22 protein-coding genes are annotated in these 21,623 nt (G+C 61.2%); 13 read left to right on the top strand and 9 right to left on the bottom strand.

Going from position 1 to position 21,623, the window contains the following annotated elements; genetic code table 11:
• Positions 1–35 precede the first annotated feature (35 nt).
• Positions 36–1,355 (bottom strand): UDP-N-acetylglucosamine 1-carboxyvinyltransferase, encoded by a 1,320-nt coding sequence (gene murA / locus NW804_RS04685; RefSeq protein ID WP_414395920.1) that lies wholly within the window; start codon positions 1,353–1,355, stop codon positions 36–38.
• A gap of 359 nt (positions 1,356–1,714) precedes the next feature.
• On the opposite strand from murA, the gene NW804_RS04680 reads away from it, so the two are divergent.
• The 4 genes from NW804_RS04680 to NW804_RS04665 all read left to right on the top strand — a co-directional run bounded on the left by NW804_RS04680 (position 1,715) and on the right by NW804_RS04665 (position 5,014).
• Complete coding sequence (locus NW804_RS04680) at positions 1,715–2,368, top strand: DUF3386 domain-containing protein (RefSeq protein ID WP_414395733.1); 654 nt, start codon at positions 1,715–1,717, stop codon at positions 2,366–2,368.
• Positions 2,369–2,470: 102 nt separating this feature from the next.
• Positions 2,471–3,688, top strand: coding sequence for a GNAT family N-acetyltransferase (locus NW804_RS04675; protein WP_414422976.1), 1,218 nt, complete (start codon positions 2,471–2,473; stop codon positions 3,686–3,688).
• Between the two features lie 49 nt (positions 3,689–3,737).
• Positions 3,738–4,355 (top strand): Npun_F5749 family FMN-dependent PPOX-type flavoprotein, encoded by a 618-nt coding sequence (locus NW804_RS04670; RefSeq protein ID WP_414421243.1) that lies wholly within the window; start codon positions 3,738–3,740, stop codon positions 4,353–4,355.
• Between the two features lie 143 nt (positions 4,356–4,498).
• On the top strand, positions 4,499–5,014 hold the full coding sequence (locus NW804_RS04665; RefSeq protein ID WP_414421244.1) for a hypothetical protein: 516 nt from the start codon (positions 4,499–4,501) through the stop codon (positions 5,012–5,014).
• A 6-nt stretch (positions 5,015–5,020) separates the two neighbouring features.
• On the opposite strand, the gene mraY is transcribed toward NW804_RS04665, so the two are convergent.
• The 5 genes from mraY to NW804_RS04640 form a co-directional block, all read right to left on the bottom strand.
• Complete coding sequence (gene mraY / locus NW804_RS04660) at positions 5,021–6,097, bottom strand: phospho-N-acetylmuramoyl-pentapeptide-transferase (protein WP_414422975.1); 1,077 nt, start codon at positions 6,095–6,097, stop codon at positions 5,021–5,023.
• Positions 6,098–6,199: 102 nt separating this feature from the next.
• The gene (locus NW804_RS04655) at positions 6,200–8,575 is read right to left on the bottom strand and encodes a phosphoketolase (protein ID WP_414422974.1); all 2,376 of its coding nucleotides are present in this window, start codon (positions 8,573–8,575) and stop codon (positions 6,200–6,202) included.
• A 99-nt stretch (positions 8,576–8,674) separates the two neighbouring features.
• Positions 8,675–9,778: a pentapeptide repeat-containing protein gene (locus NW804_RS04650; RefSeq protein WP_414422973.1), complete on the bottom strand. Its 1,104-nt coding sequence runs from the start codon at positions 9,776–9,778 to the stop codon at positions 8,675–8,677.
• Between the two features lie 18 nt (positions 9,779–9,796).
• A complete protein-coding gene (locus tag NW804_RS04645) occupies positions 9,797–10,171 on the bottom strand; it encodes a DUF1257 domain-containing protein (protein ID WP_414395746.1) in 375 nt (124 codons plus the stop codon).
• Between the two features lie 88 nt (positions 10,172–10,259).
• Positions 10,260–11,411 (bottom strand): AI-2E family transporter, encoded by a 1,152-nt coding sequence (locus NW804_RS04640; protein ID WP_414422972.1) that lies wholly within the window; start codon positions 11,409–11,411, stop codon positions 10,260–10,262.
• A 73-nt stretch (positions 11,412–11,484) separates the two neighbouring features.
• On the opposite strand from NW804_RS04640, the gene xseA reads away from it, so the two are divergent.
• From xseA to folD, 3 genes are all read left to right on the top strand, one after another.
• A complete protein-coding gene (gene xseA / locus NW804_RS04635; protein ID WP_414410395.1) occupies positions 11,485–12,774 on the top strand; it encodes an exodeoxyribonuclease VII large subunit in 1,290 nt (429 codons plus the stop codon).
• A complete protein-coding gene (xseB, locus tag NW804_RS04630; protein WP_414395752.1) occupies positions 12,755–12,994 on the top strand; it encodes an exodeoxyribonuclease VII small subunit in 240 nt (79 codons plus the stop codon). Before xseA ends, xseB begins: the two co-directional genes overlap by 20 nt.
• Positions 12,995–13,100: 106 nt before the next feature.
• Positions 13,101–13,970, top strand: a complete 870-nt coding sequence (gene folD, locus NW804_RS04625; protein ID WP_414422971.1) for a bifunctional methylenetetrahydrofolate dehydrogenase/methenyltetrahydrofolate cyclohydrolase FolD — start codon at positions 13,101–13,103, stop codon at positions 13,968–13,970.
• A gap of 25 nt (positions 13,971–13,995) precedes the next feature.
• On the opposite strand, the gene NW804_RS04620 is transcribed toward folD, so the two are convergent.
• The 3 genes from NW804_RS04620 to NW804_RS04610 are packed head-to-tail and all read right to left on the bottom strand — an operon-like array spanning position 13,996 to position 15,710.
• On the bottom strand, positions 13,996–14,271 hold the full coding sequence (locus NW804_RS04620) for a hypothetical protein (RefSeq protein ID WP_414410397.1): 276 nt from the start codon (positions 14,269–14,271) through the stop codon (positions 13,996–13,998).
• A 28-nt stretch (positions 14,272–14,299) separates the two neighbouring features.
• On the bottom strand, positions 14,300–15,481 hold the full coding sequence (gene mutY / locus NW804_RS04615; protein WP_414422970.1) for an A/G-specific adenine glycosylase: 1,182 nt from the start codon (positions 15,479–15,481) through the stop codon (positions 14,300–14,302).
• A gap of 1 nt (position 15,482) precedes the next feature.
• Complete coding sequence (locus tag NW804_RS04610; RefSeq protein ID WP_414410399.1) at positions 15,483–15,710, bottom strand: hypothetical protein; 228 nt, start codon at positions 15,708–15,710, stop codon at positions 15,483–15,485.
• 248 nt (positions 15,711–15,958) lie between these two features.
• On the opposite strand from NW804_RS04610, the gene NW804_RS04605 reads away from it, so the two are divergent.
• The 6 genes from NW804_RS04605 to NW804_RS04580 all read left to right on the top strand — a co-directional run bounded on the left by NW804_RS04605 (position 15,959) and on the right by NW804_RS04580 (position 21,618).
• Positions 15,959–17,017: a serine hydrolase gene (locus NW804_RS04605; protein WP_414422969.1), complete on the top strand. Its 1,059-nt coding sequence runs from the start codon at positions 15,959–15,961 to the stop codon at positions 17,015–17,017.
• 63 nt (positions 17,018–17,080) lie between these two features.
• Positions 17,081–17,365, top strand: a complete 285-nt coding sequence (locus NW804_RS04600; RefSeq protein WP_414395762.1) for an RNA-binding S4 domain-containing protein — start codon at positions 17,081–17,083, stop codon at positions 17,363–17,365.
• A 36-nt stretch (positions 17,366–17,401) separates the two neighbouring features.
• On the top strand, positions 17,402–18,061 hold the full coding sequence (locus NW804_RS04595) for a DUF2232 domain-containing protein (RefSeq protein WP_414406259.1): 660 nt from the start codon (positions 17,402–17,404) through the stop codon (positions 18,059–18,061).
• Between the two features lie 88 nt (positions 18,062–18,149).
• Positions 18,150–18,710, top strand: a complete 561-nt coding sequence (locus tag NW804_RS04590) for a hypothetical protein (protein ID WP_414422968.1) — start codon at positions 18,150–18,152, stop codon at positions 18,708–18,710.
• A 42-nt stretch (positions 18,711–18,752) separates the two neighbouring features.
• Positions 18,753–19,937 (top strand): pyridoxal phosphate-dependent aminotransferase, encoded by a 1,185-nt coding sequence (locus NW804_RS04585; RefSeq protein WP_414395767.1) that lies wholly within the window; start codon positions 18,753–18,755, stop codon positions 19,935–19,937.
• A 55-nt stretch (positions 19,938–19,992) separates the two neighbouring features.
• Positions 19,993–21,618 (top strand): peptide chain release factor 3, encoded by a 1,626-nt coding sequence (locus NW804_RS04580; RefSeq protein WP_414419911.1) that lies wholly within the window; start codon positions 19,993–19,995, stop codon positions 21,616–21,618.
• Positions 21,619–21,623 lie beyond the last annotated feature (5 nt).

The following is a 21,623-nucleotide window of genomic DNA, read 5'->3' as shown; positions in this document are numbered from 1 at the left end:
CGCTGAAGCCGGGAAGGGGTTATCCCTGGCTGACTCTAGGCCGTAGTCGGGTCTTCTGCCGGGTTGTTACAGCGATACACCTTGGCCCCGACATTGCGCAACTTTTCGTCGATGGCTTCGTAGCCGCGGTCGATGTAGTGGAGCCCGTAGATGGTGGAGCAGCCCTCGGCCGCCAGGCCAGCCAACACCAAGGCCGCCCCCGCCCGCAAGTCCGTAGCCACCACCGGCGCCCCTGACAGAGACGGCACCCCCCGGACGATGGCCACCCGGTTCTTGAGACGAATGTCCGCGCCCATGCGGTTAAGCTCCGGGATGTGGTGCATTCGGTTTTCAAACACTGTCTCCTCGATGGTGCAACTGCCCTCGCTGAGAGCAGCCAAAGCCATGATTGGCGCCTGCACATCGGTGGGAAAACCCGGGTAGGGCAGGGTTTGGATATCGGTGGCCTGACAAATCCAGCCTGAGCTGAGTTGAGCCGGGGCAATGCGCAGACGGTTGGGGCCTTCTTCCTCCACCCGCAGCCCCATGTCCCGCAGCTTGGCAATCACCGCCCGCAGGTGATCCGGAATCACCGGCCCCACGGTGAGCTCAGAGCGGGTAATCGCTCCAGCGATGAGATAGGTACTGGCCTCGATGCGATCGGGAATGACGGTGTACTCTGTGCCATGCAGACGCGGCACCCCCACCACCACAACGGTATTGGTGCCTACGCCACGGATGCGGGCTCCCATCGCCTGACAAAAACGGGCCAGGTCCGCTACCTCTGGCTCTTGGGCGGCATTTTCAATCACCGTTTCCCCTTCGGCCAGCGTAGCAGCCATCATCAGAGTTTCCGTAGCACCAACGCTGGGATAGTCGAGGTAGATGCGGGTTCCCACCAGCTTACGGGCATAGGCGTGGACCACCCCGTGCTCAATCTGAACCGTTGCCCCCAACGCCTGCAAACCCCGCACATGCAGATCCACGGGACGCGAGCCAATGGCGCAGCCGCCCGGTAGGGGCACCCTGGCCACTCCCAGCCGCGCCACCAACGGTCCGATGATAAGGAAACTGGCCCGTAACTGGCTGACCAATTCATAGGGAGCCTGGCAAGTCCTCAGGGAGCTGGCGTCTAGGTCAAGGGTATTGCCGACATGGGACACCTTAACCCCCAGGGTGGCCAGGATCTGCCCCATGCGTTCGATGTCCAGCAGGCGCGGCACGTTGTGAATTCGACAAGCGGCAGGGGCCAAGAGGGATCCGGCCATGAGAGCCAAAGCTGAGTTTTTCGATCCCCCGATGGGAACGTGGCCGCTTAGGGTCTGCTTGCCAACAATTTTTAGAACCGGCCCTGCTATCTCTGACGAGGCTGCCATCCCTGTGGGGGTCGGCCACAGCTCAGGCTCCAAGAGCCCCGCCGGGTCAATGCGAGAGGACGCTCTGTTGCCGCGATTGTCAAAATCTTTCAATCTTCCTCCTCACACAAAAGAAAGGGTAGGCACTTCAGAGAATACCCTGGGGATCACAGCAGCGGCTAAACTAGCAGGCCCAAACCGGGAGTGAGGAAGGAAGAGAAGTTCCTACAGCCCTGCTTCTACCCTATAGTGGCAAAGGAGGATTCGCTCAGCCACTTCCCTGAATGCAGGCTCCCAGCGCGGGCGGCTGGGTTTAGCCCAACAGGGGAGAGCGGTACAATGGAGAGTGATGAGAATCTCTTGCAAGAAGGAGATCCCTGATGACCGCAACTCGCGTTTCTGCCGAAGAACTGTTTCGGGCTGCCTACGAAAATCGCTACACCTGGGATCCCGACTTTCCGGGCTATAGCGCAGAGGTCACCTACTGGGATGGAGAGCGCATGTTTGTGGGTCAGGTGCGCCTGGGGGCAGACCTGAAAGCCACGGTAACCGGTGTGGAAGATGAGGAAGCTCGGAAAGCCATCCAAGAGCAGATGTGGGAGATTTCTGTCCACCGGGTGCGCCGCAGCTTTGCCGAAGCCCACGGCCAAAACACGTTTCGCTACGGCCAAATCCTGCCCGATGGCTCGGTGGAGATCCTCGTGGGAGGCAAAGCCGAGGGGGATCGCTACCACGTGCGCGACAACCAAATTACCATGGTGCATCGGCACATTCACGGCGTGGTGGTTACCATTCACACCTTCAGCAGCCACGACACCGGCGAAGGCTACCTCTCCCACCGCTACGACTCTGTCTACCACGACGCCAAGACCGGTGAGCAAAAGGGTGGGCGCAGCCAATTTGAAGACCTCTACACCAAAGTGGGCAAGTACTACATCCTCTCCGAGCGGCGCATTCAAACCGAGACGGAAGCTGGTGTTGTTGAGAAGCGCTTTAGCTTCAGCAACTTTGCGTTGCTCGATGCCAGCGCCTAACTGGCCAAGCGACCACACAAAATTTTTTCGGGGCCGCAACAACCTCCCTAGAAGAAGGAGGATTCTGGGCTATGCTTTGAATGTTCCCCCCGGAACTTTAACATGGACAGGACAACGGTAAAACCTACTCCAGATTCCGAAGCCCCCAGCGAGGCTCCCAAGCTGATTCTCCGCCCGGCCCAACTGGGGGATCTGGAGGCGGTGGAGGAGATTTTGGCGCAAGCTTTTGAAGAAGAGTATGGCAGTCGCTCGGTAGACATTCGTCGCCAACTGCGGAGGCTGCGCCAGTGGTACGGGCTTCTAAGAGCCCTAAGCCTGTTTCCCAGCCGCTTCCAGCACATGTTTACCGTGCATGTGGCGGAGCTGGAGGGCAAAATCCAGGGAGTTATTCAGGTTTCTCCCTTTAACCATTCCCGCAGCACCTGGCGGGTGGATCACATTGCGGTGGCGCCTTCGGCCCAGCGTCAGGGAATTGGGTCTAAGTTGCTCAAACACTGCATGGAGCACTTTCGCGAGGCCCGCACCTGGATTCTGGAGGTGAACATCCACAACAAGGGGGCGATAGCCCTCTACCGGCACAATGGCTTCCAGCCCCTAGCCCAGATTACCTACTGGTCGATCCCGCCCGAGATCCTGGCCGCCCTCAGCCAACACGAGCCCAAGCTGCCCAACCTGGTGCCGGTGACTAACCGAGATGCCTACGCCATCTACCAACTGGATACGGGATCCATGCCGGCCACGGTGCGCCAGGTGTACGACCGCAACGTGGGCGACTTCCGCACTAGCCCCCTGGAGTGGCTTCTGGAGCAGGCCAGGTGTGCCGTCAGCCAAACCGAACGGCTGGAGATGTGTGTCTACGAGCCCGAGCGGAGAACCGCCATCGGCTATTTCAACCTCAAGCTGGATCGGACGGGGCAGCAGCCGCACGTGGCCAAGCTTACGGTTCACCCCGCCTACACCTGGCTCTACCCAGAGCTCATGGCCAAGATGGCCCAGCTCACCCAAGCCTATCCGCCGCAGGCTTTGGCGTTGGCCTCCACCGATTACCAGCCGGAACGGGAAGAGTTCTTGCTTAAGCTGGGAGCCCAGGAGGTGGAGCGGACGCTGTTGATGTCACGCTCGGTGTGGTACAAGGTGCGGGAAGTCCGCTCGCCGTGGTACAGCGAGTATCTCAGTCTAGTGTTCCAGAAACTGCCCATGAAACAGCCGGTGCCAGAGCGGTTTGAGGGGGCAGCGGAGAGCTGGCTGGAGCACCGCTTTCATCCCCCTGCGCTGGATCCCAACGCCGGGCCAGGGCAGTCCAGGGATCCGCAAGGGTAGGCTCCCCCCTGGCGGTTAAGTCTTGCTTGGCGGGCATCTGCGAACCTCTATGGACAAGTTGAAGGATAGCCCAGCCGGGGATCCCTCCTGGCGAGCAAAGCTCCAAGCGGCCTTGCACCGCAACCGCAGCGACCCGGCTGCACGCTATTTGCAGTTGGCCACGGTGGATCCCTGCGGGCGGCCGCGCAACCGCACAGTGGTCTTCCGGGGGTTCTTGGGCGAGACCGACCGCATCCAGTTGGCGGTGGACAGCCGCAGCGAGAAGATCCACCAGATTGCCCACTGTCCCCTGGCCCAGATCTGCTGGTACTTTGCCAAAACGCGCGAGCAATTCCGCATCGCCGGCACCCTGGAAGCCATCACCGCTGGCCATCCGGATCCGCAAGCGCAGCAGCAGCGGCAACAGTTGTGGCAACAAATTCCAGAAGAAGGACGGCTGCTCTGGTTTTGGCCAGAACCCAAAGGTCCTCTTGCTCCACCAGAGGCCTTTGTTACCGAGCTAACCCCCGAAAAGGCATCTTCGCCGCCGCCCACTTTTGTCCTCCTGCTGTTGGATCCAACGGAGGTGGATCACCTGCAGCTCAGGGGGGATGCAATCTACCCCCAACGGCGAACCCTCTATGAGCGCAGCCCGCAGGGATGGCAATGTCGAGCGGTCAATCCCTAGCAGGGGAGCTGTTTTTCCTCTCGCTTTCCGAGAGAATATGAAGAGAATAGACGTGCTACCCCCTAGGGCAACGCCGCCCGAGAGCAGTTGGGGAGGTAGCGCTCTCCATCCGACACCTAGCCTTCCTGCTGGCAGGAATTCTGATGGCCATTCCCGCCCTCTCAAAGCCCTTTGCCCAAGTGACCGGCAGGTCATTGCCGGCTAGCGTACGGCGGGGATCCTTGGGCTTGGCTGCTGCCCTGGTTTGGAGTCTGGCTGTTCCTAGGGGGATTGCAGCTCCCCTAATTGCCACATCCCCGCCCAGTTCGTCTAGGCAGGGGGGGACCTCTGTCCTAACCTCGAAATCGGTTCGCACCGGCCCCTTTCGGGTTGGCAACCGCACTCCCCACCCCATTCGCTTAGTGATCTTGTTGCGCAGCAGCAGTCGGCTGACCAACCCCGAAACGGCTCACTGGGATTTTGCCCCTGGCGAAGGAGGCAGCCAGGGTTTGCTGTTGAGCTTAGGGGAGGAGCCGCTGCAGATTGGCCCCGGCGATGTTGTGGTGGCTTTTACCCTAGATGGAACCCGCCGCTACTGGGGCCCAAATGTGGTGGGAGAGTCGCTGGCGCCTTTTTGGGATGAGGCAAGCGGCTCCTGGTCGATGATCTTGCAGCCCTAGAGAGGCTCACCCTCCAGACCCCTGCCAGCAGAGCCAGCCCACCCCCACCAATAGCGCTGTTAGCCCGTAGAAGCACCCCACCACCTGCACCTCCGACCAGCCCCCCAACTCCAGGTGGTGGTGGAGAGGAGACATGCGCAGCAGCCGTTGGCCTTGGCCGGTCTTGCGTTTGGTGTATTGGAAGTAGCCCACCTGTAGGATGACCGACAGCGCCTCCGCCACCAATATCCCGCCCATCCAGGCCAGAGCCCAGAGCTGATCTCCCAGCAGCGCCAGCCCCGCCAGAGCGCCCCCCAGGCCTAGGGAGCCGGTATCTCCCATAAACAGGCGGGCCCGATGGTGGTTGTGCACCAGAAAGCCCAGACAGGCGCCGCTCAAGGCAAAGGCCACGAGCGCCAAAACGGGATCCGCTGCCGTCAGCCCCAGCCCTGCCAGGACAAGGGCCACCACCCCTGCGGCCAGGCCGTCCATGCCGTCGGCAAGGTTGACGGCGTTGTTGGTGCCCACCAGCACAAACAAAGCCAGCGGCCAAAACAGCCCGCCTAGGGAGAGGGAGCCTATTCCCGGAAGCGTGAGAACCGTTGGGATCCCTTGCCAAGCCAGGTAGCCACAGAAAACCAGGCCAATCCCCACCTGGAGCAAAAGCTTCGATTGGGGGGGCAACCCCTTGTTGGAGCGCTGCCGGATGACCAGCCAATCGTCCAGCCAGCCAACCAAGGTGTAGGCCAGGGTCAGGAGGGCCACCGCCAGCCACTGGGGATCCCAGTCGCTCCAGCTCCCGGCTACCAGCAGCCCCACTGGCAAAAAGCTAAGGCCGCCCATGGTTGGCGTGCCCGCTTTTTTGTAGTGGGACTGGGGTCCCTCCTCGCGGATGACCTGCCCTGCCTTCCAGCGCCGCAAGAGCGGAAGAAGCAGGGATCCCAGCACCGCCGATCCCAGCACGCTCAGCCCAAAGGGAAGAAGCACCTGGGGCCGGCTTCCCATCACCAAGGCCGAGAGCGCTAGGCCCAGAACTAGGGTAAGTGCCGCCCCGCCCCAGTCCGCCTCTTCCACTTCCAGCCGGGAAAGGGTGTCCCCCTCCATCTTTTCTAAACCCCTCACACCCTCAATCTCCAAGCTTGGGAAAACTCTAGCAGGCAGAGCCCAAGAAAACTCTAGCTTGCCCGCGGCTCAGAGGGGGATCCCCTAGTAGGGCCACTTCCAGTTGCGCACCTCCGGCAGATCTTCTCCATGCTCGCGGATGTAGTGTTTGTGCTCCACCAGCTTGTCCCGAATCAACTGCTGGAGGTGATCCCGTCGGTATTTGAAGCGCTCCACCCGCTCCAATACATCGTTGGCCAGGTTAAAGCGATCCACCTGGTTGAGGACGCACATGTCGAAGGGAGTGGTGGTGGTGCCTTCCTCCTTGTAGCCGCGCACGTGGAGGTTGTGGTGGTTGGGGCGGCGGTAGGTGAGGCGGTGAATCAGCCAAGGATAGCCGTGGAAGGCAAACACGATGGGCTTGTCGGGGGTGAAGATGCTGACAAACTCCTTGTCGCTGATGCCGTGGGGGTGTTCGCTGGGCGGCTGCAGCTTCATCAGGTTTACCACGTTCACCACCCGGATCTTGATGTCCGGCAGGTGCTGCCGCAAGAAGTCCACCGCCGCCAGGGTCTCCATCGTCGGCACATCGCCGCAGCAGGCCATGACCACATCCGGCTCCGAGCCCTGGTCGTTGCTGGCCCACTCCCAGATCCCCAAGCCCTGGGTGCAGTGCTTGATGGCGGCGTCCATGTCCAGGTACTGCAGAGCCGGCTGTTTCCCCGCCACGATGACATTGACGTAGTGGCGGCTGCGCAGGCAGTGATCCGCCACTGAGAGCAGGGTGTTGGCATCGGGGGGCAGGTAGACGCGGATAACATCGGCTTTCTTGTTGACCACGTGATCCAGAAAGCCGGGATCCTGGTGGCTGAAGCCGTTGTGATCCTGCCGCCACACGTGGGAAGTCAGCAGGTAGTTGAGGGAAGGGATGGGCCGCCGCCAGGGGATGTGCCGGGAGGTTTTCAGCCACTTGGCATGTTGGTTAAACATCGAGTCCACCAGGTGAATGAAGGCCTCGTAGCAGGAGAAGAAGCCGTGGCGACCGGTCAACAGGTAGCCCTCCAGCCAGCCCTGACAGACGTGCTCGCTCAGGATCTCCATAACCCGCCCATCGGGGGAGAGGTACTCGTCGTAGTCGTAGGTAGGGGCCACCCAGGTGCGGTCACTGGCCTCAAACACGGCATCCAGCCGGTTGGAAGCGGTCTCGTCAGGGCCAAAGAGGCGGAAGTTGTGGGGGTTGAGCTTCATCACATCCCGCAAGAATTGCCCCAGCACCTTGGTGGCCTCGGCTTCCGTGGTGCCAGGGCGCGGGACGTCTACGGCGTAGCGGCGGAAATCTGGCATCCTCAGCTCCCGCGTCAGCAAGCCGCCGTTGGCATAGGGAGTGGCGCCCATGCGCTTTTCCCCCTTGGGAGCTAGCTCCTGCAGCTCGGGGAGCAGGCGGCCGTTTTCGTCGAAGAGCTCTTCTGGCCTGTAGCTGCGCAGCCATTCTTCCAGGATCTTGAGGTGCTCCGGCTTTTGGGCCAGATCCGCCAGCGGTACCTGGTGGGAGCGCCAGAAGTCCTCTACCTTTTTGCCGTCCACCTCTTTGGGGCCAGTCCAACCTTTGGGGGTGCGCAGGATGAGCATCGGCCACTGCGGACGGGTAGGATCCCCCTTGCTGCGGGCATAGTGCTGGATTTCTTGGATTTCATGGATAACGGTGTCGAGGGTGGCGGCCATCAACTGGTGCATTTCTGCCGGCTCGGAGCCCTCCACGAAGTAAGGCTTGTAGCCGTAGCCCACAAACAGGCTTTGCAGCTCTTCGCGGCTGAGGCGGCCCAGGATGGTGGGGTTGGCAATCTTGTAGCCGTTGAGGTGGAGAATGGGCAGCACCGCCCCGTCGCGGATGGGGTTGAGAAACTTGTTGGAGTGCCAGGAGGCAGCTAGAGGGCCGGTTTCCGCTTCTCCATCCCCTACCACACAGGCCACCAGCAGATCGGGGTTGTCAAAGGCTGCCCCAAAGGCGTGGGCTAGGGCATAGCCCAGTTCCCCCCCCTCATGGATGGAGCCGGGGGTTTCCGGAGCCGCATGGCTGGGCACGCCGCCGGGGAAGGAGAACTGCTTAAAGAGCTTGCGCAGACCTTCGACATCCTGGGTGATGTTGGGGTACACCTCGCTGTAGGTGCCTTCCAAGTAGGTGTTGGCCACTAGGGCAGGGCCGCCGTGGCCGGGGCCGGTGATGTAGAGGACGTTGAGGTTTTCCCGCTTGATGATGCGGTTGAGGTGCACGTAAATAAAGTTCAGCCCTGGAGTAGTGCCCCAGTGCCCTAGTAGGCGCGGCTTCACGTGTTCTGGCTTCAAGGGCTCCCGCAGCAGCGGATTGTCCATCAAGTAGATCTGCCCCACTGACAAGTAGTTGGCAGCCCGCCAGTAGGCGTCGATCTTGCGCAGTTCCTCGTCGGTGAGCGGTTTTCTCGAGAGCTGTTCTGCCAAAACCATAGCTCCACCCCCTAGGTATCTCTACTCCCATGGTGAGCTAGGTTTGGAGAAGGGCGAGGGGATCTTGGGATTCCTTTGGATTTGGGAGGAAGGGTCGGCCTACCACCACCAAGGCTTGAGGGGGGTGCCGTCGGGGAAGATCAGGCCAGCAATCCGGGCGCCGCTGTGCTTGAGGCCCTCGATCTGGGCGCCTTCTAGGTTGGCTTGCTCCAAATTAGCCCCGCTGAGGTCGGCGCGGCGCAAGTTAGCTCCCTGCAACTGGGCCTGGCGCAGCTCGGCGCCGCGGAGATCAGCCCCCTCTAGGTCGGCATTCTGCAAGTTGGCCCCCCGGAGATCTGCCCGCTGCAAATTGGCCCCCCGCAGATCCGCTTCCTCCAGGTTGGATCCGCGCAGATCCGCCCCCTTGAGGTTGGCTCCCCTTAGACAAATTTGCCGCAGCACCAGCCCCCGCAGGTCAGCTTTGCTGAGGTCTTGGCCGGCCAGATCCTGCCCCTCTCCCCCCCAGTTTTGCAACTGCCAGATGTGACGCAGCCGCTCCTCCAAGTGGGTGGCGTCTGAAAGCTGGGATCCGCGCAGGCTGGTGCCACTGACTTTTACCCCCCTCAGGTCGGCCCCCCGCAGATCCGCTCCTTCTAGGAGGGCGCCACTGAGCTTAGCCCCTTGCAAATTGGCCTGGCGCAGATCCGCTTGGCGCAGGTGGGCGCCGTTGAAGTTGCAAAGGCGCAGGTTAGCCTTTCTCAAATTGGCTTCGTAGAAGTTGGCACCCCCCAGCCGTGCCTCCTGCAGATCCACTCCCTCCAAGTCGGCGTAGGCAAAGTCTCGCTCCCCGCGCCGATAGGCCACGATTACCCCCTGTGCTCCTCCCACCGGCCGAAAGGGGCTGTAGGTCCGACACGCTTCCTCTGCCTCGGGTTGCTCGAGCTGGGAGAGCAGCCGCCACGCCGCCAAGCGCACCGCCCAGGAGCTGTTGCCGGCCAGGGCTGCTACTAGCTCCGCTAGACCTGCCGGCCCGTACTGCAGCAACTGGGGCAAGGTGGCTAGACGCACCGCCTCCTCACCCCGAGTGAGCCGCCGCCGCGCCCCCTCAAGACCCCCTAAGACCAAGGCGTAAGGCGGGGCACCGCTGGCGGCAGCTTGTCCTCCCAACACCAGATCCCAAGGGCGAGGGCTAGACCCCACCGCTGGCTGAGGATTGCTGTTCATCGGCGGAGGTGGGCTCAGTTACACCCAGCGCCCCACCACCACGCGGATAGTGCCATCTTCCAGGCGCTCTTCCGCCTCGATGGCATAGCCCTGTTGCTGGGCCGAGCGCAGCAGGCTTTTGTAGGCGTAGCGCTGCAAAATCGGCGCTAGGAACGTCTGGGGATCGATGCCGGCTCCCCAGAGATCGGCCACCAGCTCGTAGTGATCCCCCTTGCGGCGAAAGCCAATGTCGAAGCCGTTCTTTTGCCGGATCACCAAGTCGGCGTGGGTGCGGTTCCAGAGGTAGCCCCGCAGGCTGGCGTTCCGCTCCACGCTGTAGCCCAATTCCTTCAGGGTTTCTTCCAGCAGCTCGGCATCTTTAATCTGCACTTGCAGGGTGGTGAAGTGGGACATGGCGCTTCCCATCCCAACACGGAGAGGGGGATCCTCACTATAGGAGCGCTTTTGCGGTTCTAGGACAAATGTTAAGGAGCTTGACGCTTTAAACCTCTCTGCCCGAGGGGGGGAGCAGCCTGGGATCTGTTCTCTCCGGCTGCCGGGAGGGCGAGCTCCCATCCCTTTCCAGCTCAGACAGGAGCAAGGGGCGGGCTCGCGGGCCTCGCCAGGGATCCAGCACATCTCGAATCAGCACCTCCTGGATCCACACCTGCAGGATGGCCGCCAAGGGCACGGCCAAGAATAGGCCCAGCACCCCGAAGAAAAAGGCCGAGGTGATTTGAGCTATCAGCGTCAAGGCGGGCAAAAGCGACACCTGGCGCGACATGACAAGCGGGGTAAAGACGCTGCTTTCAAGCTGCTGGATGAAGATGTACAGCCCTAGCACTGCTAGGGACTTCCAGGGGGCGTCGGTGAGGGCCACCAGCATTGGGGCGACCACGCTCAGGGTGGGGCCAATGTTGGGGATGAAGTTAAACAGGCCCGCTAGCACCGCGTTGGCTAGGATCAGGGGCACACCCAAAATCCAGAGGCCAATGCCGCTTAGCACCATCACCAAGGTGCTGGTAAACAAGATCCCCACCAGCCAGCCCCGCAGCACCAGCTCGCAGCGCTTGAGGATGTAGCGAACGCGGGGGCGGTAGAAGGCCGGGAAAACGGAAACAAAGGCGCGGCTGTAGGCCGGGGGATCTAACAACAGCAAGATGGTGAGGATGATCACAAACAAGAAGTTGAGCAGGGTGGCAAAGAAAGCAGTGAAGGACTGGGAGAAAAAGTCGCGCACCTGGCGCACCAATTCGGTGGCCTGGGGCACAAGACTATTGGCCAACTCCCGCAGCGTCGGCAGCTCAAGGTCGGTCGGCAGCAAGAGGATTAGGCTCTCAAACAGCCGCTGCGCCTGCACAATCCCCGCAGGCACCACGTCGGTCAACAGCCGGCGCAACTGCTCCAGTAGAGGCGGCACCACGATGAGCCCCACCAAGACCGCGCCCACCAAAACCGTCAAGCCCGTGATGAGAAGGGAGGGGCCGCGGCGAAAGCCGTAGCGCTGGGGAATCTGGGCTAGAGTATCCAAGGCTACTGCCAGGACGATGGCTGCAAACACCAGCAGCAGGATCTGTCGAATCTGCCAGAGCAGCGCCAACAGGCCCAGCAGCGCCCCCAGCCCCAGCCAATGGGCAAAAGTCACCGTAGCCACCTCCTCCCTTGGTTTGTCGTCGCCTATTCTAGATGGGGTCTCGGACATTCCCAGCGGTATTCGGGAGCTGCGTATGCCGAATCCCGATCCACAAGCAAGGGCTCTGGCTAACCGCAGTAACCTGGAGGAGGTGATAGAGTCCCTGCTGGGCGAGGAAGTTCCCCTCCTCTCGGTTGGGGGAGTGTCCCGCTACCTCAAGTCGCTGCTGGGCGGGGATCCCTATTTGACCCGGCTGTGGGTGGTTGGAGAAGTCTCCAGTTGTCAGCGCAACCACACGGGCCACCTGTTCCTGACCCTGGTGGATCCAGAAAGCGGCGACGTCCTCAGGGGGGTTGTGTGGCAAAGTCAGACGGCCCGGCTCAGCTTCTGGCCAAAAGTGGGTCAACAGGTGCTGGCGCTGGGGCAAGTTGGCATCTACAGCGGCGGCAGCTACTACCGCCTGGTCATCTGGCAACTGCTGCCAGCAGGGGAAGGCCTCCTGGCGTGGCGCTTCCAGCAGCTCAAGGCCCGCCTGGCCGCCGAAGGCCTGTTCGACAACCAGCGGCCTCTGCCCACCCACCCTCAGTGCATTGCTGTCGTCAGCTCTCCCGACGCCGCCGGCTGGGGAGATATCCGCCGCACCCTCAACCAGCGCTACCCGGGGCTGCGGGTGCTGTTTTCGCCAGCTCAAGTGCAAGGGGAAGCGGCCCCCGAGTCCATTGTGCGGGCCATTCGCCGGGTGGAACGGGATGGGCGGGCGGAGGTGCTGCTGATTGCCCGAGGAGGCGGAGCCGGCGAGGATTTGGCCTGCTTTAACGATGAACGGGTGGTGCGGGCCATTGCCGAATGCCGCATTCCGGTGGTAACTGGGATCGGCCACCAGCGGGATGAGACCTTGGCGGACTACGCCGCTGACTATGCGGCCCACACCCCCACAGCGGCAGCCGAACGGGTTGTGCCGGATCTGCGGGAATTGCAGCGCCAGGGATCCCAGCTCCGGCAGCGGCTGGTCACCTGCACCCTGCAGGTTTTGGAGAAGGCCCAGGAGCGCCTGCACCATGCCCACCACCGTCTGCTCCAAATTCATCCCGAGCGGCTGCTGCACCAGGCCCAGAAGCACCTGCTGCAACGGCAACAGCGCCTAGTTCAGGCCGTGCGCCATCGCCTTCAAGAGCAACAACAGCGCCACCAAGCTCTCCAGCAGCACCTCCAAGCCCTCGATCCCGCGGCCGTCCTCCGGCGGGGCTACGCCCTCGTGCGCGACGAGCGGGGATCTCTCGTCCGCAACCCCTGCCTGCCGCCTCAGACTCGCCTGTGCATAGAGCTGGCCGGGGGAAGCTTCTGGGTTCGAGTGGAGGAGAGCCATGAGCCGCCGCAAACGTGAGGATCCCTGGCGCTACGAGGCAGCCATTGCCGAAGTAGAAAGTTTGATTGCCCAGATTGAATCGGGGGAGCTGGATCTGGAGGAGGTGGTGGAGCGCTTCCAGCAGGCCGCCCAAACCCTAAAGCGCTGCGCCGAGTTTTTGGAGGAAAAACGGCAGCAAGTGGAGATCATCATTGAGCAGCTAGGACCCGACGACGAAGAAGAGCTGCGCGAGTTCTAGGGACATAAATGCCCGTGCTGCTGGTTCTCGACGGCAGCAAGGCTTGACGAAGGGAGCCGAGCTCCTGAAGATAGTCAAGTTGTCAAGACCTCGTGGGGCGCCCTCCATGGCTGCCAAGATCTTGGATGGCAAAGCCTTAGCTGCTCGCCTGCAAGCCGAGATGGCTGCCCAAGTGCAAGCTTGGCTCCCGCGGGTGGGGCGCCCCCCAGGGTTGGCAGTGCTGCGAGTTGGAGAGGATCCTGCCAGTGCTGCCTACGTGCGCGGCAAAGAGCGGGCCTGTGAGCGGGTGGGCATCGCCTCCTTTGGTCGCCATTTTTCCGCCCAGGACTCCCCCGCCCATCTGCTCGACACCATTGCCCAACTCAACCGGGACGAGCGCGTCGATGGCATCCTGGTGCAACTGCCGCTGCCCCCTGGCTGGGATCCCATCCCGCCTCTTCTAGCCATCGATCCTGCCAAGGACGTGGACGGCCTCCACCCCCTCAACCTGGGCCGGCTGGTGCGCGGCGAGCCCGGCCTGCGCAGTTGTACCCCATTAGGCGTGATGCGCCTGCTGGAGGCAGAAGGGATCCCGGTTGCCGGACGAAAAGCGGTGGTGGTCGGCCGCAGCCTTCTGGTGGGCAAGCCCTTGAGCTTGATGCTGTTGGCCGCCGACGCCACAGTTACCGTGGCCCACTCCCGCACACCCAACTTGGCCGAAGTAACCCGCAGTGCCGACATTGTGGTCATGGCGGTGGGGCGTCCCCGCCTGCTCAAGGCAGAAATGGTAAAGCCAGGGGCCGTGGTCGTCGATGTAGGCATTAACCGCATCCAAGGCCCTGACGGGTCGGAGCAGTTGGTGGGAGATGTGGACTACGAGGCAGTCAAAGAGCGGGCTGCCGCCATCACACCCGTACCGGGTGGCGTGGGGCCGATGACGGTAACCATGCTGCTGGCCAACACTCTAGAGAGCTACAAACTGCGCAGCCGCCTCTAGGCCAAAATGCGTGCGCCCCCTCCGGCTAGACGCCGCGAATTTCCCGATATCTTCTGGCGCGCTCTTCGGCGGGATCGGGGGCTTGTGCTTTGGCCACAGCTTCCTGCAGTTGCACCATCACCTTTTCCGGAGGGTCAGTGGAGCGAACGACATAGAACATCAAGTTAATGGCTTCGGCAGCTGTTAGCTTGAGGTCTTCTTTTCCCTTGGGCACCAGAGCAACCTTGCCATCGGTGGTCGGAATGGCCGTATGGGATCCCTTGGCGAGAATCTCCCCTGCTTTCTCCAAAGTGACCAGCATATCCGCGCCTCACTGCAGCGATTAGGTATCATCCTGGCAAAGATCTTTTGGGCTCCTGGCAAAGCCCGTGTTCTTCTAGCCAAGTGTACAGGTAGGGAAATAGCTTTTGGTTAGCTGCTGGAAAAGGAAACTGCGACAGCTCTGCCGGTTTGACCCAGCGGACTTCACTGCATTGTAAAGGCTGAGCTTCTCCGCCCAAATAGCGGCAGATAAAAGCCATGAGGGTGATGGTGAAATGGGTGTAGGCATGCTCAACGGTGGCTAGCGGCGCTACCACGGCGATGTCAATGCCCACTTCCTCTTTCACTTCCCGCACCACACACTCCGCAGGGGTTTCTCCCGGCTCGATCTTGCCACCGGGGAACTCCCACAGGCCGCTGAGCATCGAGCTTTCCGGGCGCCGATCGATGAGGATCTCGTTCTCCCGCAGGACAATGGCCACCGCAATCTGTTTGTGAGGGCGCAAGGGACGGGGTTCAGCCATAGGCAGGTGGTGCTGTTGACCTCGATGGTAAGCGGCGCAATCGGCCTGCCAAGGGCACTGACCACAGCGAGGCCGCCTGGGCCGGCAGACAGTAGCGCCCAAGTCCATCAGAGCCTGGTTAAAGGTGCGCGGCTGCTCGGGATCCAGTAATTGCTGCGAAAGCCGCCACAAGAGAGGCAGGCAGCGACTTGGTGGCTGGGGCAAAGCCACCAGGCGAGCCAACACCCGCTTGACGTTCCCCTCCAAAATCGGCAGGGGTAGGTCAAAGGCAGCGCTGAGAATGCCCCCAGCTGTCGTGCGCCCGATCCCTGGCAGCGCCAGCACCTGCTGCAGATCGCGGGGAAACTGCCCTTCATGTTCCCGCATCAGGATTTGAGCGGCTTTGTGCAGATTTAGCGCCCGCCGGTAGTAGCCCAGGCCTTCCCACAATTTCAGCACCTGCTCTTGGGAGGCTGCCGCCAAGTCGGGGATCCCGGGCAAAGCCTCCATCCAGCGCTGAAAGTAGGGGATCACGGTAGCCACCTGGGTCTGTTGCAGCATCACTTCCGCTACCCAGATGGCGTAGGGATCTCGGGTGCGCCGCCAGGGCAGATCCCGGCCTTCCTTGCGGTACCACTGCAGCAAAGAACGCCTCAGGCGCTGCTGAACTGCCTCTTCCCAGCCCAGCCGTTGCCCGTCGACGGTTGCCGCCTCTACCTCCACCTCCCCGGGTTGCAGAGATGGCATCTCAAGCTGCGTAGGCAAAGTGCAGGGCCCACCAGATCAAGGCCGAGACGACCCCCGCCACAACGCTGGCCGAGATCAGCACCACAATGGGGCTATCCGCCCCCTTGAACTGCATAATGCCGCGGTTGTAGTTAGCCATCGTCGCCTCCCCCAGCTCCAGCGGTGGGGTGGGGAACCAAGCGCAGGAGCTGGAAAGTTTTTCCCAAGAGCCTACTTTCAGGATAGCCAACTAGCCCCCCTCCGACTCTACACCGGGGCAGGTTCCCCCCGGCTATGGCTGGGTTGGCCAGGGGGTGCTTTGTTAAACTGAGGTTCCGGAGGCAAGTTGCCATTATTGGCCAAAAGAGTGGCGTTGGGGCAGGCATGGCTAGAGGAAGGGAGGGAAGAGGCAGCAGCTCAGCTCCAGAAAGATCCCGGCAGGCAGGGCCTCATCAACACCTTGCTTCTGAGCGTCTGCTACCTGCTGCGGGATCCCTCTTGCGCCTTTCTCGCCAAAAGGCCCTTGCCCGAGTGCGCCAACGGGCAACTCGTCCCTCTCGCCTACGCCGGCCCAGGGCTTTTAAGGAGGTGCTGCTCAGGGGCTTGGGCTTCAGCCTAATTCTGGGTCTGACGATGGCTGGCCTGTCGCGCCTGCTGCAATCCACCGCCCCTCCCCAGACAGAGCAGGTGGCAGCAGGATCTGGGGATCCCCCCCCTGCCTTGCCCACAGACTTCCTCAAAGGAGAGGAAATCCCTGCTTTGCAGGAGCGCTTAGCGGCCCTGGCCGACCAGCCGGGCCTGACGGTGGGAGCCTTGTTTTGGGAGGTGGAAACTGGCGCCTTTGCGGGGGTGAGGCCGGATCAGGTTTTTCCTGCCGCTAGTGTCCTCAAGATCCCGATTCTCCTAGCCTTTTTGCAGGCAGTGGACACTGGGCAGGTGCGGCTAGATGAAAAGCTAACGCTGCGGGAAGAGCTCAAGGGGGGGGGAGCTGGCCTTTTGCAAACCCGTCCTATGGGATCCCAGGTCTCTGCTCTTGAGGCAGCCACCCTCATGAGCACCGTCAGCGATAACTTCGCCGCCAACTTGATCCTGGATCGCCTGGGCGGTCGAGAAGCCCTTAACCAAAAGTTTCGCCAGTGGGGACTGCAACACACGCAGATTTCTCAATGGCTGCCAGATCTAGAGGGCGCCAACACCAGTAGCCCGCGCGATATGGTCTGGCTGCTCAGCCAAGTGGAGCAGGGGCGCCTGCTTAGCCGTCGCAGCCGCGACCGCTTTTTGGACATCCTCTGGCGCACGCAGCGGCCCTCCTACTTTCGCCCTGGCCTAGACCCAGAAGTGCGCATTGCCCACAAGACGGGAACCCTTAGCTCGGTGGTTGGAGATGCCGGGATCCTCGATCTGCCCAACGGGCGGCGTTACATAGCAGCGGTGTGGGTGAAGCGGGAAACCCCCAACGATCCCAGAGCGGAGGAGCTGATTGCCAAACTCTCCCAGGCCGCCTACGAGTTCTGGTCGACTGCAGAAGCTCCGGCGACCTCAGCTTTGCAGCCCTAGGCCATCTCAGCACCTTGCCAGCAGAGCGCCTGAGAATGGAATTAGCCGACGAGCAAGAACGCTATGGCCACAACGGCTCGAGCTTCTGGAGGGGGAGATCCCTACATTAAGCTGGGTCAATTTCTCAAGCTCACGGGAGTTGTCCCCACCGGCGGGCGGGCTAAGCAGCTCATCCAGGCGGGGCAGGTGCGCGTCAACGGCGAGGTGGAAACCCGGCGGGGGCGCAAGTTGCGCCCAGGGGATGCAGTGGCGGTGGCAGGCCAAGTTTGGCAGGTGCGCTGGGAGGGTGCCAGAGCTTGCGCCTGGCGCCAAGATCCCACTCCGCCAACTCGGCCACTGCTGGCCTAAGCTGGGAACAGATGTCTTTTCCTAGCTGAGCCTCCTGTGCAGGGTGATTCTCCCCCTTTACCCCCCTCGCCACCCCCTTCTCCTGCGTTGAGGGTGGTGGAGACGGCTTTCTTGGCCAGCACTGCCGCTTTGATCTGGATCTTGAGCTACACGCCGCTGGCCCCGCTTATGCGCCTGTTTTTCCCTATCCCGGTGGCACTGGCCGTGATGCGCTGGGATCCCCGCACTGGGGCCATGGCGCTGGGGGTCTCCGCCTTGCTGCTGACGGTGCTGATGGGGCCCACCCGCAGTATCCTCTATGTCATTCCCTACGGCCTTCTAGGCTATTGGTGTGCCTGCCTGTGGCGGCAACGCCTCTCCTGGTATCTCTCGGTGGTCAGCGGCGCTGCCCTCAGCACTTTTGGTCTGGTTTTCCAATTGCTGCTCTCCTCGCTGCTGCTGGGAGAAAACCTCTGGATCTATCTCACCATCCAGCTCACTGGCCTGACCAACTGGCTGCTGGACGTGTCTCTGGGCCGATTCGGCCTGTACTGGGTGGCGGAACCTTGGATGGTTCAGGTGGTGGTCCTAGGGTTTATTGCCTTTAACTCCCTTGTCTATGCATTTACTGTGCATTTGGTGGCAGCCTTGGTCATGGAGCACTTCCGCTGTCCGCTGCCACCGCCGCCAAAGTGGGTGCAATTTTTGCTGGACTAGCAGCCTCCTATACTTCTTGGGGAGGCTATCGCCATAAGATTAAAGTTAGATTAAGACCTAGAGGCTCTGCCTTCGTTGCCTAGGCCCTATGAACCCTATTCCCCCCCCTGCCCACCCCTACCAGTTCCGCGCGCTGGGCTTGATTAAGGGATCCCTGAAGCCAATCCCGAAGACCTATGCCCAGGCGACGCTGGTTGCCAGCGATGGCGTGGAGTACCCAGCCACCCCTGGCCGCGCCGGGCTGCTGCGCCCTTTTACCCACTGTATTGAGAGCGGCCGCACCTACTGGTACTACGTGCAGCCCCAGCCGCGCTCGGGGGGCACTCTGGGCCTAGGCGTCATCCGCATCCTGGCTCTGCCAGAGGAGGAGCAAGACCCAGCGGCAGAAGATGAGCCTTTTTTGCCTGCCCCTGAAGATGCGGAGGAAGGCTTTAACATTCGCGGCGTTGTCGAGCCCCACGAAGGCTACATCTGGGTAGCAGTGCGGCGCAAGCCTCAGGGGAGCAAACAATTTCCCCCCCTGCGGCTACGCCTGGAAGGGTTTTTGCCAGGGGCTACAGCGGGGGAGTTCTGGGATCTGCTGGCGGAGCGGGAAGGTCACAAGCTGCTGCTGGTGGATGGCAGCCGCCTCTTGACAGCCGTAGCCTAGGTGCTGAGAACTAGCCCAACTGTACCCCAGGATCCCTAACTGATGGTGTCTGCTGCTGGCTTGTCCCAACGGGTTGCCCGCCTTTCCCCTTCGGCAACGCTGTCGATCTCGGCCCTGGCCAAAGCCATGCAGGCAGAGGGTCTGGACGTCTGTATCCTGAGCGCCGGCGAGCCGGACTTTGACACCCCTGAACATATTCGGGCGGCTGCCATTCGCGCCCTGCAGGAAGGCAAGACCCGCTACGGCCCCACCGCTGGGATCCCCGCCTTGCGCCAGGCGGTAGCCGACAAGCTGCGTCGGGAAAACGGCCTGGACTATAGCCCCGAGCAGATCTTGATTAGCAACGGCGGCAAGCAAACCCTGTTTAACCTGGCCATGGTGCTGCTGGATCCAGGGGATGAGGTCATCCTGCCCGTCCCCTACTGGGTCAGCTATCCCGAAATGGTGGCTCTGGCAGGCGCTCAAGTGGTGCGGGTTCAGACCCAAGAGGCCCAGGGCTTCAAGCTCACTGCCGACCAGCTACGTCAGGCCCTCACCCCCCGCAGCAAGTTGCTCATTCTTAACTCGCCAGCCAACCCCACCGGCGCTGTCTATCACCGGCACGAGCTGGAGGCGCTGGCGGAGGTGATCCTCTCAGTTCCCCATCTCTACGTGGTCTGCGACGAGATCTACGAGAAGCTCGTCTACGGCGAAGCTCGCCACCTCAGCCTGGGATCCCTCTCTCCAGAGCTGCTGCCGCGCACTATCCTTAGCAGCGGCTTTGCCAAAGCTTATGCCATGACCGGCTGGCGCATCGGCTACTTGGCAGGGCCAAAGCCCATCGTCGAGGCGGCCATCAGCCTGCAAAGCCACAGCACCTCCAACGTCTGCACCTTCGCCCAATACGGCGCCCTAGAGGCCCTCACCAGCCCCCTTTCAGCGCCAGCGGTAGAAAAGATGCGCCAAGAGTTCTGGCGGCGGCGGGATCTGATGCTGGAGGGGATCCGCACCCTGCCAAAGGTAAGCTGTCCGGAGCCAGAGGGCGCATTTTACATCTTTCTCAACATCAGCCAGACCGGCTTGAGCTCGGTGGAGTTCTGCCAACGGCTGCTCAAAGAGCACCATGTAGCTGCCGTGCCAGGGGTGGCCTTCGGAGCCGATCACTGTATTCGCCTCTCCTACGCCGCCGACCGCGTCACCCTGGAAAAAGGTCTGGAGCGACTGCACCGCTTTCTCTCCTCCCTCTAAGGCGGGAAACTGGATGCTGCCAGCGCCCTGGTTGACCTAGAGGAGCTTCTTGACGATGAAGGAAGTAGACCTGGCCAAAGCCATCCAGCAGCGGCGCACTTTTGCCATCATCTCCCACCCCGATGCTGGAAAGACCACCCTTACGGAAAAGCTGTTGCTGTACGGAGGAGCCATTCAGGAGGCTGGAGCCGTGAAGGCCCGCCGCGCTCAAAAGCGGGTTACCTCCGACTGGATGGAACTGGAAAGACAGCGGGGTATCTCCATCACCTCGACGGTGCTCCAATTTGACTATCGCAACTTTCGCCTCAACCTCCTCGATACCCCCGGCCACCAGGACTTTAGCGAAGACACCTACCGAACCCTGGCGGCAGTGGACAACGCCGTGATGCTAGAAGATGCCGGCAAAGGGCTAGAACCCCAAACCCGCAAGTTGTTTGAAGTCTGTCAAATGCGGCGGCTGCCGATTTTTACCTTCATCAACAAGATGGATCGCCCCAGCCGGGATCCCCTCGAGCTCATGGACGAAATCGAGAGCGAGCTGGGCCTTAAGCCCTATCCTGTTACCTGGCCCATTGGCTCAGGGGAGCGCTTCACAGCTTTGTTTGACCGACGCACTCACGAGTTTCACTTCTTTGAGCGAGTCTCCGGGGGACGGCTACGAGTCAAAGATACAGTTATTAAACTCGGGGATCCCCAAGTGGAAGACCTAATCGAAAAAGATCTCTACTACCGATTTAAGGAAGAATTGGAGATCCTGGATGGCCTTATGCCCAGTTTGGATCTCAAACAGGTCCATGCTGGGAAACAAACTCCTGTCTTTTTCGGCAGCGCCATGACCAATTTTGGGGTGGAGCTGTTTCTCAATGCGTTTTTGGAGTACTCCCTGCCGCCAATGCCCCACGAAAGTACGGCTGGGCTGATTTCTCCAGAGTATCCTGAGTTCACAGGCTTTGTCTTTAAGCTGCAGGCCAATATGGATCCCCGCCACCGGGATCGCATTGCTTTTGTGCGCATCTGCTCCGGCAAGTTCGAGAAAGACATGGTGGTCAACCATGCCCGCCTCAACCGCCCCATCCGCCTATCCTACCCACAGAAATTGTTTGCTCAAGAGCGCATCTCCATTGACGAAGCTTACCCTGGGGATGTGATTGGCCTAAATAACCCTGGCCTCTTTACAATTGGGGATACGCTCTACACTGGCCCAAAGCTGCGCTACGCCGGGATCCCAAGCTTTTCCCCGGAGCTTTTTGCCTATCTCAAAAATCCCAACCCCTCCAAATTTAAACAGTTTCAGAAAGGGGTGTCAGAGCTGCGGGAAGAAGGGGCGGTGCAAATTATGTACTCCCTTGACGAATCCAAACGGGATCCAATCGTGGCCGCGGTGGGCCAGTTGCAGTTTGAGGTGCTGCAGTACCGCCTGGAACATGAATACAACGTTGAAACCCGCCTGGAGATGCTGCCCTACACGCTGGCTCGCTGGGTAGAAAACGGCTGGGAGGCTCTTCGGGATCTTCCCAGTCTGTTTAACACTCTGATTGTCAAGGATGTTCAGGATAGGCCGGTTCTGCTCTTTAAGAATGAATGGACTCTGCAGCAATTTGTCAGTAGCAATCCCAAGATTAAGCTCAGCAAAATTGCTCCCACTGCCGATCTCAGCCTAGAAGCTAACAGCAGCCCGTAAAGCCC

The organism is Synechococcus sp. WC10meta, from assembly GCF_047461475.1.
The sequence above is the reverse complement of the archived record's forward strand: the minus strand, read 5'-3'. Positions and strand labels throughout refer to the sequence as shown.